Below are 17291 nucleotides of genomic sequence, written 5' to 3' on the forward strand. Positions count from 1 at the left end.
GAGGAATGGAACCGTGAAGCTCGGAATCGTCTCGGACACCCACATGCCACGAATGGCCAAGTCGCTGCCGGATCCGCTCGTTCATGCTTTTCGCAAAGTCGATGCGATCCTGCATGCCGGGGATTGGACCGATCTGCGCATTCTCGAGCAGTTGGAGCGATTGGCCCCCGTGCATGGGGTGGCCGGCAACAACGACGGTTCGGATATCGTGAAGAAGTTCGGCTTGCGGAAAATCCTGCGGTTCGGAGGAGCGGCGATCGGGCTGGTGCACGGACACGGGGAAGGGGGACGGACGGCGACGGAGGCGAGAGCGCTGCGCGCGTTCCAGAACGAGCCGGTGAACGCGATCGTCTACGGACACTCGCATCTGCCCGTTCTGAAGCGGGTGAACGGCGTGCTCGTTTTTAACCCCGGCTCTCCGACCGACAAGCGGAAGCTCAGCCGCTACTCCTTCGGGCTGATGGAGATCGAAGACGGCCAAATTCAAGCGAAGCACGTGTATTACGCGGATAAGAACGCCAAGCTGTGAGAGAGGCGAGGCGGATCGCCCGCTCGGATAGCGAGGGAAAGCGCGAATTCGGCTAGGTGGAATTGCTCTGCCTGGGACAAGCACGTCCTTCTGGGCGTAAGCCGATAATATCGGCTTACAGAGAGTAAAAAGCCGTTGTCTGAGGCTGTAAGCCGACAATGTAGGCTTACAGGGTGCGAACGCCCGCCGCAAGAGACTGTAACCCGAAAAATTCGGGTTACAGTGCGAGAACAGCCGCCGAAAAAGGCTGTAACCCGAAAAATTCGGGTTACAGAGCGAGAACAGCCGCCAAAAAGGGCTGTAACCCGAAAAATTCGGGTTACAGAGCACAGCGCAGTCCCTGCCGAAATGCAAGTTGTGAAATACTTACCGCCGCTTTAAAATAGAAAGGTGTGGTAGACCAGAAGGGACCGCTTCCATGCGGTTCCTTTGTCGTTAGAAGAAGTTGGATTTTAATAAATGAAAGGAGGCGAAGGTCGAATTCATGGGCTATCGCAAAAAATACGTGCGCCGCTATGGCAAGCCGTTTACGTTCTCGTTCCTGCTGGTCGCCGGCGAAGCGGTTTGCGATCTCTTGCAGCCCGCGCTGCTGGCGAGAATGATCGATGAAGGCGTTTCCACGCTTCAGCTGGACACCGTTCTGCGGATCGGCGGCCTGATGCTCCTCGTGACTCTGGCGGGCGCGATCATGGCGAGCGGGCGGAACGTCGTCTCCAGCCGCGTCTCCCAGGCGTTCGGCGCGGAGCTGCGTTCGGACCTGTTCCGCAAGATTCAAACGCTTCCGATGCGAAGCCTGGACCGGTTCGACCGGGCTTCGCTGGTGACGCGGCTGACGAACGACGTCACGCAAGTGCAGAACTTCGCGAACGGGATGATGCGCATCTTCGCGAAGGCGCCGATCCTGTGCATCGGCAGCTTGATCATGGCGGTCAACTTGAATCCCCGTCTCAGCTTGGTGCTTCTCATCGTGGTGCCGCTCGTGGCGATCATCATCGGGCTGAACTTCAAGGTCGGATTTCCGCTCTTCTCCAAGGTACAAGTCTCGTTAGACAAGCTGAACGGCGGCATGCGCGAGTATCTCGCCGGCGTTCGGGTCGTGAAGGCGTTCAATCGTTTCCCGGAAGAGACGGACAAGTTCGAGCGATCCAACGACGAATACAAAGGACGTTCCCAGAAAGCGATGAGGGTCATGGCGTTCTTCAACCCGTCCATCGTGCTGGCCGTCAACCTGGGCATCGTCGGGATTCTGTGGCTCGGCGCTTCAAGGGTCGACGAGGGAAGCATGCAGGTCGGGCACATCGTCGCGTTCGTCAACTACATGACGCAGATCCTTTTCTCGCTCATGCTGATCTCGATGGTCATCAATATGCTCGTCAGAGCGAAGGTGTCCGGAGGACGCATCGCCGACGTGCTTACGCTGCAAGAATCGGACGAATGGCAGCCGAATGCGGAAGACAGGGCGGTCGGTCATGGCCATATCCGGTTCCAAGGGGTCTCCTTCTCGTACGGCGGGCCTTCCGGCGAACCGGTTCTTAAGGATATCGACCTCGACGTTCTTCCCGGGCAGACGATAGGCATCATCGGATCGACGGGCTCCGGCAAAAGCACGCTCGTACAGCTCATCCCGCGCTTCTACGAAGCGACCGCGGGCCGAGTGGCGATGAACGGGGTGGATGTACGGGAGCTCGATCCGAGCTGGATTCGGGAGAAGGTGGCGCTCGTTCCGCAGAGACCGGTTCTCTTCACCGGAACGATCCGCGACAACATCCGCTGGGGCAACGACAAGGCGACGGAAGAGGAGGTTGCCCGATCGGCGAGGCTGTCGGCGGCCGACGGCTTCATTCGATCGCTTCCCGACGGCTACGACACGAAGCTCGGCCAAGGCGGGGTCAACCTGTCCGGCGGCCAGAAGCAGCGGCTCTCGATCGCCCGGGCGCTGATCCGGAAGCCCGAGGTTCTGATCCTGGACGATTGCACGAGCGCGGTCGACGTCACGACGGAGGCGGCCATCAAGGAGTCGCTGCGGCAATTCGCCCAGGGGATGACCTGCATCATGATCGCCCAGCGGATCACCTCGGTCATGGATCTCGACCAGATCGTCGTGCTCGATCACGGGGAGATCGTCGGCAAGGGCAAGCATGATGAGCTGCTGCGCGATTGCCGGGTCTATCAAGAGATCTACCATTCCCAGATCGGCAAGGAGATGCATGCCCATGGCGTCTAACGGAACGAGACGGGACTCCGGATCCGGCCGGTTCGATCCTCCGCAGGTCGCCATCGGTCCGAATCGGCCGGGGCAACGGGGCAGAGGACCGGTTCAGAAGCCGCAGAATTTTCAAGGAACGCTAAGAAGGCTTTGGTCGTATATCGATAAGGAACGCCGGTGGCTGTCCATCGTCTTTATCCTGATCCTTGTCGATTCCGCGATCACCTTGTCGACGCCGTATCTGATCGGCGAAGCCGTCGACGCCATCGTCGGCCAAGGGCAGGTCGACTTCGGCTACCTGGAGATCGTTCTGTTCGCGATGTTCGCGGCCTATGCGGGAGACGCGGGATTGACGCTTATGCAAGGCTGGATGATGGCGGGCATCTCGCAGCGGGTTCTTCATCGGCTTCGCAGCGCGCTGTTCGGCAAGCTGCATAAGCTTCCGCTCGCTTACTTCGATACTCGCAGGCACGGCGAAATCATGAGCCGCCTGTCCAACGATATCGACAACGTGAGCACCAGCATCTCGCAGACGACGTCGCAGCTCATGTCCGGCGTCATCTCGGTTGCCGGCTCGCTCCTCTTCATGCTGATTCTTAGTCCTCTGCTTACGCTGGCGAGTCTGATCACGGTTCCGCTCGTCTATCTGCTGGCGAGGACGGTATCGAGCCGTTCCCGGCCTCTCTTCAAAGAGCAGCAGGTGCAGCTCGGTTCGCTTAACGGGCATATCGAGGAGACGATAACCGGCATCGACGTCGTGAAGGCTTTCAATCGCGAGGAGCAGTCGATCCGTACGTTCGAGGAAGTGAACGCAAGGCTTCGCGAGACGGGCACGAAGGCGCAGATCGTCTCCGGCTTCCTGATGCCGCTGCTCGGCGTGATCGGCAATCTCGGCTTCGCGGCGGTAGCGATCGTCGGAAGCGTTCTGGCCGTTCATGGACATATCAGCATCGGGGTTATCGCCAGCTTTATCGGGTATTCCCGCCAATTCGTCCGGCCTCTGAACGAGATCGCGAACGTCTTCAACGTGCTGCAGTCCGGCCTCGCCGGAGCGGAGCGGGTGTTCGAGGTTATCGACGAGAGCGAGGAGAAGAAGGATGCGCCGAACGCCGTGCCGCTGGCAGAAGCGAAGGGAGAGGTTCGATTCGATCGCGTTAGTTTCGGATATCGCGAGGATAATCCGATTCTGAAGGACGTGAGCTTCTCCGTTCCGGCCGGCTCGAGCGTCGCGCTCGTCGGCCCGACCGGCGCCGGCAAAACGACGATCGTCAATCTGCTTACAAGGTTCTACGACGTGAACGAAGGCCGTATCCTGTTGGATGGAAGGGACATTCGCGACTATACGCGCGACAGCCTGCGCAGCAGCTTCGGCATCGTTCTGCAGGACACCTATCTGTTCTCCGGAACGATCGAAGAGAACATCAAGTACGGCAAGCCCGAAGCGACGGAGGAGGAGGTTCGCCGCGCCGCGGAGGCTTCCAATGCGGATACGTTCATTCGCAAGCTTCCGAATCGGTACCGGACGCAGCTGACCGAGAACGGGAGCAACCTGAGCCAAGGGCAGCGGCAGCTTATCGCCATCGCGCGGGTCGTTCTGGCCAGTCCGTCGATTCTCATTCTGGACGAAGCGACGAGCAGCATCGACACCCGTACCGAGCTGCACATTCAAGAGGCGCTGCTTCGTGTCATGCAGGGGAGGACGACGTTCATCATCGCGCATCGCTTAAGCACGATTCGCGACGCCGACAGGATCATGGTGATCGACCAAGGCGGCATCGTCGAGCAAGGCTCGCACGCTCAGCTCGTCCAAGCGGGCGGCGTTTATTCCCGGATGGTGCGCAATCCGCTTGCGAACGCGGACGGCGCTTAATCCGAAGGACAAACGGGGAACGAATGCCAGATTCCGAATTCCATGTTAAGATAAGGATTATCGCAGCAAGTCGGCTAAGGAAGGTTCGGGATCAAACTCATGGGAGACCTCATCAACAACAGCATAGATTGGCTGCTCGACACGCTCGGCTTGAGCGGCTTCAACGTCATTTTTATCACGATGCCGCTCGCCGTTATTCAGGGATTTCTCGGAATATTTCCTTTCTCGACGCTCATTTTTCTGCACACCTCCACCTTGGGGGTCATCAACGGAATGCTGGTCAGCTGGCTGGTCAGCATCGTCTCCGCCATCGTCGTGTATACTTGCTGCCGCTACTGGTTCGCCGATTGGTTCGACCGCCGAATGCAGCGTTTCGCGGGGCGTTACGAGAAGTGGAGAAAGTATTTCGAAGAATACGGAGTGTGGACGATCATTCTGCTACGAACGATTCCCATCGTTCCGAACAACGTGATCTCGTTCCTGGCGTCCGTATCCGGAATCAAGCCCGGCCCCTACGCGATCTCGTCGTTAGTCGGCAATCTGTCGCACATCGGCATGTTCAGCATCATCAGCTCTTCGATTCTTTTTCCGGATCAGGATATCAGCCTTCTTACCGGTTCTTATATCGCTTTCTGCGCCGTGCTTATCGTATGGTTCTTATTCATTAAGCTTAGGAGACGCACCAGAAGCCAAGGGACCTGACGCACGCGAAGACCCCCAGCCGCAAGGCCGGGGGTCTTCATCACTGTTCAGCGCAGCTGCTCGATCGAATCGACGTTCATATAGGACGGAACGACGAGGCCGAGCTTCGTGCCTTCGAGGTTGGAGCCGAGATCGACAACCCGGTCTTTGTACTTGTCGTAGTAATCCTTCGAGGTCGTGGGAAGCCAGGCGGCGACCATCGCGTCGGCGTCGCCTCCCGCGATCCCGACCCACATCGGGCCGATCTCGACTTGCAGCATCTCCGGCTTGTAGCCGAGCTTCGTCGCGAGCACCTCGCGAACGACGTTCGTGCTGGCGATCTCCGAATCCCAAGCGACGTAAGCCAGCTTAAGCGTCTGGCCGTTCGCCTTCGGGATGCCGTCGGTCCACTCCGCCACGAGATCGGAATGCTTCTTCACCCAAGCGGCCGCCGCATCCTCCGGCGTCACCCCGTCCGAGATCGAATTCATCACTTCCTCCATATCGGAAGGCTGCCAGTGGAATCGGTCAAGGAACCGATAGGCGGAAGGGGCATCGGTCTTAAGGCCCTGGCGTACGATCGTATGGATCTCTTCGCTGCCCCCGAACGATTGCTTCGGATCGTCCAGATATTTGAGATCGTACTTGATGAACATCCAATGCGGCGTCCATCCGGTGACGATGATCGGTTCCTGGTTTTTGTAGGCCCGATCCAGAGCCGCGGTCATGGCCGTGCCGGAGCCCTCCACCAGCGTCCAGTTGTTCAAGCCGTAATCCTGGATCGCTTGAGAGGTCGCCTTCATGAGTCCGGAGCCTGGGTCGATGCCGATGATCCGGTAATCCACGAGCTTGCCGATCTCGTTCTCGCCGCCGGACTCCTTGCTCATGTTCTGGTAGATACTGGCTGCGATCAGCACGAGCACGGCCGCGGCGCCGATCCAGAGGAAGCGCCGGATTCCCTTCGAATCGCTGCGCCGTTTGTTCGAGACCAGCTTCTGCGACAGCCGGTCGAGCAGGATGGCCAAGATGACGACCGCGAGTCCCGCCTCGAAGCCTTGGCCCGTATTGAGCTGGGTGACCGCCCGGTAGACGTCGGCTCCGATGCCCTGCGCGCCGATCATCGATGCGATGACGACCATGGACAGCGACAGCATGATCGTTTGGTTGATGCCCGCCATCATGTTCGGCATCGCGAGCGGAAGCTGCACCTGAAGCAGCTTCTGCGTCGGGGTCGAACCGAACGAATCGGCCGCTTCGACCAGGTCGTCCGGCACCTGCTGGATGCCGAGATGCGTCAACCGGATCGTAGGCGGAATCGCGAAGATGACGGAAGCGATGACACCCGGTACGACGCCAAGGCCGAAGAAGGTGACCGCCGGAATCAGGTAGACGAAGGCGGGCATCGTCTGCATGAAGTCGAGCAGCGGCGTCAGAATGCTTCGCACGGTCCGATTGCGCGCGGCGGAGATGCCGAGCGGCACCCCGAGCACGATCGAGACGAGCGATGCGGTGAGAACGAGCGCCGACGTATCCATCGTCGCGTCCCAGAAGCCGAGGTTCCAGATGAGCAGGAGTCCGATGACGGTGAACAAGGCAAGCCGCCAGCGGCCAAGGCGATAGGCGAGAGCGGCGATAAGGAGAATGGTCAGCCAAGGCGGCAGCAGATGGAACAGCGACGAGAAAGCGTACACGATCCCGTTGATGATGGAAGACAGCAGGGTGAAAATAACCCCGAGATTCGAGCCCACCCAATCGACGACGCTCTCGACCCACTGATCCAGAGGAAGCTTACGCATCGGCATCCCCCTCCACGTTGATATGCTCGGCGTTGCCGGTAAGCGCGGCCAGAACCGCGCCTCGCACGATGATGCCGAGCAGCCGGTTCGATTCGTCGGTGACGGCGACCGGGATCGGCGTCGCGCTGACGACGTCGAACAGCTCGTTCAGGCGGAGATCCGGGCGGACGGTCGGAACGTCGCGAGTCGCGATCGCGAGCAGCGTCTTGTTTTCCTTGATGGCGGCTGACGCGTCCTCGGCGGAGATCGCCCCGAGCAGCCTGCGGGACTTGTCCACCAAGTACAGATTGGAGATGCCGCTGTCGCGCATGAGCTGCAGGGCGACCCGGGGACCGCGATCGGGGCCGATCGTCTCCGGCCTTCGCATGACGTGGGCGGCGGTCAGAACCTTCGACAGGTCTACGTCCTCCACGAATTTCTCGACATAGCGGTTGGCCGGGTTGATCAGTATTTCTTCCGGCGTTCCGATCTGCACGATCGAACCGTCTCTGAGCAGCGCGATTTTGTCTCCGATCCGGAGTGCCTCGTTCAGATCATGGGTAATAAAAATGATCGTTTTCTTCATTTTCTCCTGAAGGTCCAGAAGCTCGTCCTGCATGTCCTTGCGGATCAGCGGATCGAGCGCGCTGAAGGCTTCGTCCATGAGCAGAATGTCCGGCTCGTTGGCCAGCGCACGGGCGAGTCCGACCCGCTGCTGCATGCCGCCGCTGAGCTGATCGGGATAGCTGTTCTCCCAGCCGTCCAAGCCGACCAGCGCCAAGGAGGAACGGGCCTTCTCCTGGCGTTTCTTGGCCGAGACCCCGCGAATCTCCAAGCCGTATTCGACGTTCCTAAGAATCGTCCGATGGGGAAAAAGCGCGAACTTCTGGAACACCATCGCCATCCGCCGCCTGCGGAAACTCCTGAGTTCGGCCGCGTTCATTTTCACGATGTTCTGGTTCTGATAGAGAATGTCCCCGGACGTCGGCTCGATCAACCGGTTCAGCAGCCGGATCAGGGTGGATTTGCCGCTCCCCGACAGCCCCATGATGACGAAAATCTCGCCTTCCTCGATGTCGAAGCTAACCCGATTGACGCCCACCGTATGCTTCGTTTGCTCGTAGATCTTTTTTTTGCTCCAGCCTTGGGCGAGAAGGTCGAGAGCCCTCTGCGGCTCCGGGCCGAAAATCTTCGTTAAGTTGTTCACCGACACGATGCTCATAAAGGCCGTCCTCCGTTAGGCAGGATATAGATGGTCTATAGGTTGCTTCCATTGAGGAAGGCTTATCCATCCGGGGGCGGGAGAGGCCGAATTCGTTTGACAGGTTCGATCGGCGATAGCTATAATTTGGACATTCCGGTTTATCGATAGGGCTTCTAGGGAAAGGATTGGATCGCGATGCTAACGAAAGCGGAACGGATCAAGAAAAGCAAGGCGCCGCAGACGCCGAACGGGCTGGAGGGACGTCTTCCTCCGGGACAGACGCTCACCGACCGATTCCCGATTTTGCACGAAGGCGAGGTTCCTCGCTACGATATGAACGAATGGACGCTGCGGGTGTGGGGCGAGGTGGAAGAGGAGGTTACGTTCACCTACGAGCAGCTGATGGCTCTGCCGAAGACGACGATCACGACGGATATCCACTGCGTGACGCGTTGGTCGAAGTTCGACACGGCTTGGGAAGGCGTGCTGTTCCGCGACGTGTTTAAGCTGCTGAAGGTCAAGCCGGAGGCCAAGTACGTCATGGTGCACGCGGACAACGATTACGAGACGAACCTGCCGATCGAGGATCTGCTGGGCGACGACATTCTGCTTGCCTACCAATATAACGGAGAGCCTCTGACGGACAAGCACGGCTGGCCTCTTCGCCTGCTCGTTCCTCATCTGTACTTCTGGAAAAGCGCCAAGTGGATTCGCGGGTTCGAGTTCATGAAGGAGGATCGGCCGGGCTTCTGGGAGCGGAACGGCTTCCATAACTACGCCGACCCGTTCAAGGAACAGCGCTTCTCGGGCGAGGATCTGGGCCTCCCGGAAGACGAATGGCATCATAAGGATTACGATTGAAGAGAGATGTTGCGCTAATAGGCGATCATGCGGGATAGTCGAGGATTTCGGCTATTTTGCTGTTTATGGGCAGACTTGCACAAGGATGATCATTGGACAAGGACGATCGAATTGCTACAGGACGATCGGTTTGCGGCAAGGGTTCGCCTGGTGCATGAACGTTGGGTGAAGAACGGAGCTCTCCAGAGAGCTGGAGTGCGGGAGATAGTCGAAAAAATCGACTAACGGAGCTCTCCAGAGAGCTGGAACAGGGGAGATAGTCGAAAAAATCGACTAACTCATTTATACGTTGCAAATGAATCTAAGGAAGGTGTTGCTTCAATGACTCAATCGGAAACGGTCGGCTATCAAGTTAACGCTCGATACGTAGAAGACATCCTACATAAGCTGCTCAACACTCCTAGCCCAAGCGGCTACTGCATGAACATCATGAAGGTAGTAGAAGAGGAAGCGGCCAAGCTGGGCTATGCGGTAGAGCGTACTCCGAAGGGGAACGGGATCATTACGGTTCCGGGAGCCGCGACGGACGGAGAGACGTTGGCGCTAACCGCCCACGTGGATACGCTCGGCGCGATGGTGCGCGCGGTCAAATCCAATGGCATGCTTCGCATCACGCCGATCGGCGGCTACGCGATGCAGACGATCGAAGGGGAATATTGCACCATCCATACGCGGGACGGTCGGACCTATGAAGGAACGGTTCTCTCCACGAAGCCGTCCGTTCACGTATACCCGGACGCCCGGGAATGGAAGCGCGAAGAAGCGAACATGGAGATTCGCATCGACGAGGATGTCGCTAGCAAAGAGGACGTCCTGAAGCTAGGCATTTCGGTCGGCGATATCGTCTCCTGGGATCCGCGCGCCCGCCTGCTGCCGAACGGCTGGGTCAAGTCGCGCCATCTGGACGACAAGGCGAGCGTGGCGGCGCTGTTCGGAGTGCTGGAATGGCTGAAGCGGGAGGGGAAAACTCCTGCCCGTACGGTCAAGATCATCCTCTCCACCTATGAAGAGGTGGGCCATGGCGCCTCTTCCATCCCCGCGGACGTCACCGAGATGATCGCGGTCGACATGGGAGCGCTCGGAGACGACCTGTCCGCCACGGAGAAGGACGTCTCGATCTGCGCGAAGGATTCGTCCGGTCCGTACGATTACGGGATGACCTCGAAGCTTATCGAGCTGGCGAAGCGGGAGAACCTGCCTCATGCGGTCGATATTTACCCGCAATACGGCTCCGATGCCTCCGCCGCGCTTCGCGGCGGCAGCAACATCCGCGCCGCGCTCATCGGCCCCGGCGTACACGCCTCCCACGGCATGGAGCGGACTCATCGGGACGCGATCCTGAACACGGCCAGACTGTTGTTGGCATATATTTTGTAGGAGCTATTGTTGGAGCGTGGTTAAGACGGAGCCAGGGCGGATGCCCGACTTCGTCTTTTTCATTTGCCGATGCACGGAAAAAACGTGCAACGGAGCCTCCATCGCGGAGGAAAAGTTTGACGCCCGAATCGGCAGGAGGTATCCTGACGACAGGGGTAAAGCAAGCATTGGAGGTCAAAAGCATGTTAGTGGGTAGCGTAAAGGAGCTGCGGCGGTATCCGGTCAAGTCGTTCGCGGGGGAGCAACTCCTCGAAGAGTCCCGAATCGAGAAATACGGAATGTACGGCGATCGGTGGCATGCGTTCGTCGACGAGACGAAGACGGGGTGGAACAGCTACGTGACCGCGAGGGGGATTCCGGCCATGCTCGGCTATCGGGCGGAAGTCATCGAGTCGCCTGACGAGAGCGAGCCTCCGCATGTGCGGGTTACGGCGCCGGACGGGACTCTCTATCGGTGGAACGAAGAGCTCCTGGAAGACGTACAGAAGCTTACTCCGACGAAGCTCAGCATGAGGAACTACTTCGGGCAGAATGCCGATTTGATGGGAGTCGACGACAGCCCGATCCTGCTCGTCACCGATCGATCCCTACGCAAACTTGAGTCCGTCTGGGGCAAACCGCTAGATCCGCTTCGGTTCCGGGCTAATGTGCTAATTAGCTTAAACGACGACGCGACCAGCGAGACGGAGTGGGTCGGCAAGGAGCTGCAGATAGGAACCGCGACATTCCGCATCGACAAGGGCTGCGAGCGCTGCTCGATGATCACTCTGGATCCGGATACGCGGGAACGCGATCCCTCGCTTCTCAAGATCGTCCATCAACAATTCCAATTGACGTTCGGCATGTACGCTTCGGTCGCGACGCCCGGCAAGATCGCGATCGGCGACGAGATTAGGCTTCGAGATTAGACTTCGAGATTGATCCCTTATCGATCTCTTATTGATTACATACTAGGAGCGTGCGGATATGGCAAGCAGTCGGAACTGGGCAGGCAATTACGAGTACGCCGCTTCGAAGCTTCTCGAAGCGGAGAGCGTAGAGCAGGTACAAGAATGGGTTGCCGGAAGCGATCGAGTCAAAGGGTTAGGCACTCGCCATTCCTTTAACGGCATCGCCGACAGCGTCGGCAGTCACCTCTCGCTAGCGAAGCTGAACCGGGTAATCGCTTTGGATAAGACGAACCATCGGGTAACGGTCGAAGGCGGAATCCGTTACGGGGAGCTCTGCCGATATCTTCACGACAACGGCTACGCGCTGCCCAATCTTGCGTCTCTGCCGCACATTACGGTGGCCGGCGCTTGCGCGACGGCCACGCACGGCTCAGGCGATCGGATCGGCAATCTGTCGACGTCGGTTCACGCTCTGGAGATTGTCCGGGCGGACGGGACAACGGTCTTTCTATCGCGCGATCAGCCTGATAGCTCGGTCGCGGGAGCGATCGTAGGGCTTGGCGGATTGGGCGTCGTGACGAAGCTGACTTTAAACGTTATTCCAACCTTCCAAGTGCGGCAGCACGTCTACGAGAATTTGCCGCTGTCCCAGCTGGAAACGAATCTGGATTCGATTTTCTCCAGCGGCTACAGCGTCAGCCTGTTCACGGATTGGAAGCGATCCGCCTTCAATCAAGTGTGGGTGAAGAGCCGAATGCCGGCGGATCAAGCATCTTCCGAAGCGGCTTCCGAGCTGTACGGCGCAAGATTGGCGACCGCCAAGCGTCACCCGGTGCCGGGCTTCGGCCCGGAGAACTGCAGCGAGCAGATGGGCATTCCGGGACCTTGGCATGAGCGGCTTCCTCATTTTCGCATGGAATTCACCCCTAGCGCCGGAGAGGAGCTGCAAAGCGAATATTTCGTGCCTCGCCGGCATGCGTATGCCGCCTTGCGCGCGTTCGATCGGTTGAAGGAGCGAATCTCTCCGCTTCTGTACGTCTCGGAGGTTCGTACGATCGCCCAAGACGATTTGTGGATGAGCCCTTGCTATGGGCAAGATTCGGTGGCGATCCATATGACTTGGAAGCCGGAATGGGAAGCCGTTCGGCAGGTGTTGCCTCTAATCGAGACAGAGTTGGAGCCATTCCAAGCGCGCCCGCATTGGGGCAAGCTGTTTACGATGCCTCCCTCGCGGGTTCAATCGCTCTACTCCAAACTGCCCGACTTCAGGCGGCTGCTTCAACAATTCGACCCTCAAGGCAAATTCCGCAACGCGTTCCTGGAGCAATACATAGCGGAATAAGCAAGCCAACTGGCATCGATGGATAATGTCCGGCGTTATACGGTTTCCAATTCGGATCCAAGACCGTTCTCGATTGGCGAGAACGGTCTGTTTTTGTTGCAAATTTTCGACGAAAAAACCGATGTTTCATTGAACTCGAATGGTAGTCCCATCGTCTAATTTGGCATAAGAAACAACAACGAGCCCAAGCAAGCTTACCGGAGCTCGGAAGGGAGGAATTCGGACACTAAATACGCAGCAACGGGCCAAACAGCGGACTGTATTTAATGGCATTAAATTTATGGAAAAAGCATGAGAGCAAGACACCACGGGCGATGTTGCGCATCGCGGCACGTCCTCTTAACAAGCGGAGCGAAAGGTAGAAACGGGATAATGAAACATAGCGAAAGCAGAAGTACTTACGGAAGTCAAGTCGCAAACGGCACCAATCTCATGCTTGCAACACCCGGCAATACGAACATCGGAAGTAATGACTTGCCATTCTTGACGAGTGGAGGAGTCCGCTGCCATGCCTGAGCAAACTGGCAAGAAACGCTACATGCCCGGCCTTGACGGCCTGAGGGCATTGTCGGTGATGGCGGTCATCGTCTATCATCTGCCTATGAACGTCCTTCCCGGGGGCTTCCTCGGAGTCGGCGTTTTCTTCGTCTTATCCGGTTACCTAATCACAGACCAATTGGTCGCCAAATGGCAGAGCGAAAGAACCCTCGACCTGAAAGGGTTCTGGCTTAGGAGAGCGAGAAGGCTGCTTCCCGCCATGCTTCTGCTCGTAGCGATAGTGGCGGCTTGGCTGGCGGCAACCGATTCCTCCCGGCTTCATTCGCTGGGAGGAGATATCGGGGCGGCTCTCGCTTACATCCACAATTGGTGGCTGATTTTTCATAACGTGTCTTACTTCGAGAGCTTCGGACCGCCGTCTCCGTTCGGCCACTTCTGGTCGCTTGCGGTGGAGGAGCAATTCTATGTGTTATGGCCGCTCCTTCTGGCTCTCGGCTTGACGATGGCTCCGAAGCGCGGACCGCTGGCGCTGATCATCGGCGGGTGCGCGGCGCTGTCGGCCCTTGCGATGGCGCTGATCTACGTGCCGGGAACCGACCCGAGCCGCGTCTATTACGGAACGGATACGAGGGCTTTCGGCCTGCTGATCGGGGCGGCTCTCGCGGTCATTCTGCCCAGCGCCAGCCTGAAGCCGATCCTCTCGAACCGTCGGCGTCTGCTGGTAGATGGGATCGGCCTCGCCGCGTTAGCCGTCATCGTGCTGATGGCCATGTACACGGACGAATACGGAGCCTTCACCTATCGCGGCGGTCTGCTGCTGCTGTCGATCGTGACCGCCGTCCTCATCGCCGTTCTCATTCATCCGTCCAGCCGACTGGCTCAGGCGCTGTCCGTCAAACCGCTGAGATGGATCGGGGTGCGCTCCTACGGCATCTATTTGTGGCACTATCCGGTTATCGTTTTGACGAGCGGATCCTACCTGTCGGGAGAGGTCGACTACGCGAGAACCGCCATGCAAATCGTCCTTACCCTATCTCTGGCGGCCCTATCCTGGAAGTTCGTCGAAAAGCCCATTTTGAACGGGGGATTCGGCAGGCTCGCTCATCGAACGAGGGAAGCTCTATTAGCGGCGAAACGCGGTTCGGTACTGCGTTTTCGTCCGAGAGTTTTCTCCATGGTGTCGGTCTCGCTCGTCGTCGTGCTCTGCATCTCCTGCGGAGGAGGCGGGGAAGCACGGCCGAGCTATGCGAATGAAGCGGCCGATCCGATAATTAATGACATTAACAAAACTGATCCAACGCCAACGCCTTCTGCGACGACAAAGCCGGATAAGGACGTCATCCTTGCCTCCGGCAAAAATCCGTCCTCCGCGTCGTCTTCGTCAAAGCCGGCAGAAGTAAAGCCTGCGGACGAAACGACAGAACCGGCGGCGAGCGGAGGGAACGGTAAGTCCGAGGCGGCTCCTTCGGCCAACGCGGCCGCCGACGGCAATGGAGTGACGGTGATCGGCGACTCGGTCATTCTCGGCGTTCAGTCTTTGCTGGAGGAGAAGCTTCCCGGCATCCTCGTCGACGGCAAGGTGGGGCGCCAAATGAACAAAGCGATGGATACCGTGGAAGCTCTCGAGCAGGAAGGCAATCTGGGCAAGGTGGTCGTGCTGGAGCTGGGGACGAACGGCTCTTTTGCGGAGAAGAAGATTACGCAGATTCTCGATAAGCTCGGAGAGAAGCGGAGCGTCATCCTGATCAACACCCGCGTCCCGCGGCAATGGCAGGATACGGTCAACGAGACGCTGAAGGACGTCGCCGCCGATTACGATAACGTCACCCTGATCGATTGGTACCGGGTCAGCTCGGGTAAGAAGGAGTATTTCGGCAAGGACGGAGTGCACCTTACTCGGACCGGAGCCGAACTTTACGCCGATTTGATCGTAAAGGAATTGAAGAGCGTTCGCGGAGAGAGCTAGCTAGCCGTACCCAAACCCGTCGTTTGCCTCGGATCGGACCGATTCGGGCGAGCGGCGGGTTTTTGCTCCTTAATCTGCTACAATAAGGGAGACATCGACAGGGAAGCGAGGGAACGACGTGAACGAAATCATCGGGAAGCTGCTGGAGCATCGCTCCATTCGCTCTTATACCGCCCAGCCCGTCTCGGAAGAGCAGATCCGCGCCATCGTGGGAAGCGCCCAGGCGGCCAGCACTTCCAGCTTCGTGCAAGCTTACACCATCATCGGAATCAAGGATAAGGCGCGCCGAACCCGACTGTCCGAGCTCGCCGGCAATCAGAAGCATGTGGAGGACTGTCCTCTGCTGCTGATTTTCTGTCTGGATCTGCATCGCTCTGAGCTCTGCGCGGCAATGGAAGGCATCGGTCCGGATCGGACAAGGGATTCGTTGGAATCGACGGAGCAATATACGGTCGGGGTCGTCGACGCGGCTCTGGCAGCCCAGAATGCGGCGGTCGCGGCCGAATCCATGGGGCTGGGCATCTGCTACATAGGCGGCTTGCGGAACAAACCGAGGGAGGTCGCCGAGCTGCTGAAGACGCCGGAGAGAGTCGTTCCGCTGTTCGGAATGACGGTCGGTTATCCCGCCAAGCCGTCCGCCGCGAAACCAAGACTGCCGCTGGAGGCGGTCTATTCGGAAGAAACGTACTGGACGGAAGAGAGCGAGATCCGGGGCCGATTGGAAAAGTATAACGAGGTAATCGCGGAGTATTACCGGGAGCGAACGGGAGGGGCCAGAGCCGAGCGTTGGACCGAGCAGATGGGCAATCGCCTGGCGAAGCCGAACCGGCTGGATTGGAAGGATTATTTGGCGAGCCGCAAGCTGCCGTTGAATTGAGATCGTGTTTGGTTGAATAGGAGCAGGGAAGAAGGTTTCGGGGGTTTAGGATGGACCGGTAGAGGCTTCGGGATGGTCCAGTAAAGGTTTCGGAATGGAAGGGAGCGACGATTGCCGCTCCCTTCTTCATTAGGATTGATCCGAGGAGAGTCCGAAGGCTTCGGCCAGCAGCCGGTAGGACTTGATCCTGGCGTCGAAATCGTGCGTGATCGTCACGACCATGAATTCGTCGATGCCGAACTGTTCGCTCATGTTCTCAAGGCGCGCTTTCACCTGTTCGGGCGTTCCGAGAATTCTGCGATGGGCTCCGGCGCGTATTCTTTCGCGATCGTATTCGGTGTACGGGTAGCTCTCCGCCGTCTCGACGGAAGGGAAGAAGTCGAGCATGCGGCCTTGCTCCAGCGACAGGAAGAACAGCTCGGTGCTCGTCGCGAGCCTCACGGCTTCCTCTTCCGTGTCCGCGCAGATAACCATTACCGCAGCCAGCGCGCGGGGCTCCGGGTGAAGGGCGTTCGGCTGGTAGCGGTCCAAATAATAAGCGATCGCGTCCTCGCTGCCCGGAACGCCGAAGAATTGGGCATAAGCGTAAGGAAGCCCCATGCGCGCAGCGATTTGCGCCGTTCCGAGGCTGGAGCCGAGAAGCCACAGCTCGGGTTTCGTTTGAATGGCGGGCGACGCGTGCAAGCCGGCGAACCGGTGTCCGGCCGGGAGCGAATCGTACAGGTAATTCAGCAGATCGTTTACTTGCTCCGGATACCGGTCGATGTCGCCGTACCGGCCTTCTTGAAGGGCTCGGGTCGAGAGCGGCATCCCGCCGGGAGCGCGGCCGAGTCCGACGTCGATGCGACCTGGGTTCAAGGCTTCGAGAAGCTTGAAGTTCTCCGCGACCTTATAGGCGCTGTAATGCGGAAGCATGATCCCGCCGGAGCCGAGCCGAATCCGCTTCGTGTTCGCTCCGAGATGGGCGAGAAGCACCTCCGGGCTGGAGTGGGCGAGCGAACGGGAGGAATGATGCTCGGATACCCAGTAACGATGATAGCCGAGACGGTCCGCTTCTTGGGCTAGCTTGGTCGTATTGACGAGCGCCTGCGCGGCGGTTTGTCCTTCGCAGACTTGGGATTGATCGAGAATGCTGAGCTTCATCCGTAAAACACCCCTTAGGTTGGGTTGATCGACTGCTGCGCAGTAAGTTCTAAACTTCTCCATCATACCTCC

General features: G+C 58.5%; 13 protein-coding genes. 10 read left to right on the forward strand and 3 right to left on the reverse strand.

The window, feature by feature from the left end; genetic code table 11:
* The first annotated feature begins 13 nt into the window (after positions 1-13).
* From H7B67_RS22275 to H7B67_RS22290, 4 genes are all read left to right on the forward strand, one after another.
* Positions 14-529, forward strand: coding sequence for a YfcE family phosphodiesterase (locus H7B67_RS22275; RefSeq protein WP_185122064.1), 516 nt, complete (start codon positions 14-16; stop codon positions 527-529).
* Positions 530-1013: 484 nt separating this feature from the next.
* The gene (locus H7B67_RS22280) at positions 1014-2753 is read left to right on the forward strand and encodes an ABC transporter ATP-binding protein (RefSeq protein WP_185122065.1); all 1740 of its coding nucleotides are present in this window, start codon (positions 1014-1016) and stop codon (positions 2751-2753) included.
* The gene (locus tag H7B67_RS22285; RefSeq protein ID WP_185122066.1) at positions 2737-4605 is read left to right on the forward strand and encodes an ABC transporter ATP-binding protein; all 1869 of its coding nucleotides are present in this window, start codon (positions 2737-2739) and stop codon (positions 4603-4605) included. Before H7B67_RS22280 ends, H7B67_RS22285 begins: the two co-directional genes overlap by 17 nt.
* A 99-nt stretch (positions 4606-4704) precedes the next feature.
* Entirely contained in the window at positions 4705-5307 is a 603-nt protein-coding gene (locus H7B67_RS22290; RefSeq protein ID WP_185122067.1) for a TVP38/TMEM64 family protein, read from the forward strand.
* Positions 5308-5354: 47 nt separating this feature from the next.
* Here H7B67_RS22290 and H7B67_RS22295 read toward each other — a convergent pair whose 3' ends face one another.
* Together H7B67_RS22295 and H7B67_RS22300 are read right to left on the reverse strand one after the other, a co-directional pair.
* Complete coding sequence (locus H7B67_RS22295) at positions 5355-7082, reverse strand: glycine betaine ABC transporter substrate-binding protein (RefSeq protein WP_185122068.1); 1728 nt, start codon at positions 7080-7082, stop codon at positions 5355-5357.
* Complete coding sequence (locus H7B67_RS22300) at positions 7075-8283, reverse strand: quaternary amine ABC transporter ATP-binding protein (protein ID WP_185122069.1); 1209 nt, start codon at positions 8281-8283, stop codon at positions 7075-7077. Before H7B67_RS22300 ends, H7B67_RS22295 begins: the two co-directional genes overlap by 8 nt.
* 177 nt (positions 8284-8460) lie before the next feature.
* Between H7B67_RS22300 and H7B67_RS22305 the strand changes: the two genes are divergently transcribed.
* The 6 genes from H7B67_RS22305 (at position 8461) to nfsA (ending at position 16076) form a co-directional block, all read left to right on the forward strand.
* Positions 8461-9126 carry a sulfite oxidase-like oxidoreductase gene (locus H7B67_RS22305; protein WP_185122070.1) on the forward strand — a complete coding sequence of 222 codons (666 nt, stop codon included), beginning with the start codon at positions 8461-8463 and terminating at the stop codon, positions 9124-9126.
* A gap of 321 nt (positions 9127-9447) precedes the next feature.
* Entirely contained in the window at positions 9448-10503 is a 1056-nt protein-coding gene (locus H7B67_RS22310) for a M42 family metallopeptidase (RefSeq protein WP_185122071.1), read from the forward strand.
* Between the two features lie 182 nt (positions 10504-10685).
* Positions 10686-11411 carry an MOSC domain-containing protein gene (locus H7B67_RS22315; RefSeq protein ID WP_185122072.1) on the forward strand — a complete coding sequence of 242 codons (726 nt, stop codon included), beginning with the start codon at positions 10686-10688 and terminating at the stop codon, positions 11409-11411.
* A 58-nt stretch (positions 11412-11469) separates the two neighbouring features.
* Complete coding sequence (locus tag H7B67_RS22320; RefSeq protein WP_185122073.1) at positions 11470-12735, forward strand: FAD-binding protein; 1266 nt, start codon at positions 11470-11472, stop codon at positions 12733-12735.
* A 508-nt stretch (positions 12736-13243) separates the two neighbouring features.
* Positions 13244-15199: an acyltransferase family protein gene (locus H7B67_RS22325; RefSeq protein WP_185122074.1), complete on the forward strand. Its 1956-nt coding sequence runs from the start codon at positions 13244-13246 to the stop codon at positions 15197-15199.
* A gap of 118 nt (positions 15200-15317) precedes the next feature.
* Positions 15318-16076 carry an oxygen-insensitive NADPH nitroreductase gene (gene nfsA, locus H7B67_RS22330; RefSeq protein ID WP_185122075.1) on the forward strand — a complete coding sequence of 253 codons (759 nt, stop codon included), beginning with the start codon at positions 15318-15320 and terminating at the stop codon, positions 16074-16076.
* Between the two features lie 129 nt (positions 16077-16205).
* Here the strand turns inward: nfsA and H7B67_RS22335 are convergent, their stop codons facing one another.
* The gene (locus tag H7B67_RS22335; RefSeq protein WP_185122076.1) at positions 16206-17219 is read right to left on the reverse strand and encodes an LLM class flavin-dependent oxidoreductase; all 1014 of its coding nucleotides are present in this window, start codon (positions 17217-17219) and stop codon (positions 16206-16208) included.
* Positions 17220-17291: the final 72 nt, after the last annotated feature.

The sequence above is a fragment of the Cohnella thailandensis genome (genome assembly GCF_014212135.1).
Lineage (GTDB): Bacteria > Bacillota > Bacilli > Paenibacillales > Paenibacillaceae > Cohnella > Cohnella thailandensis.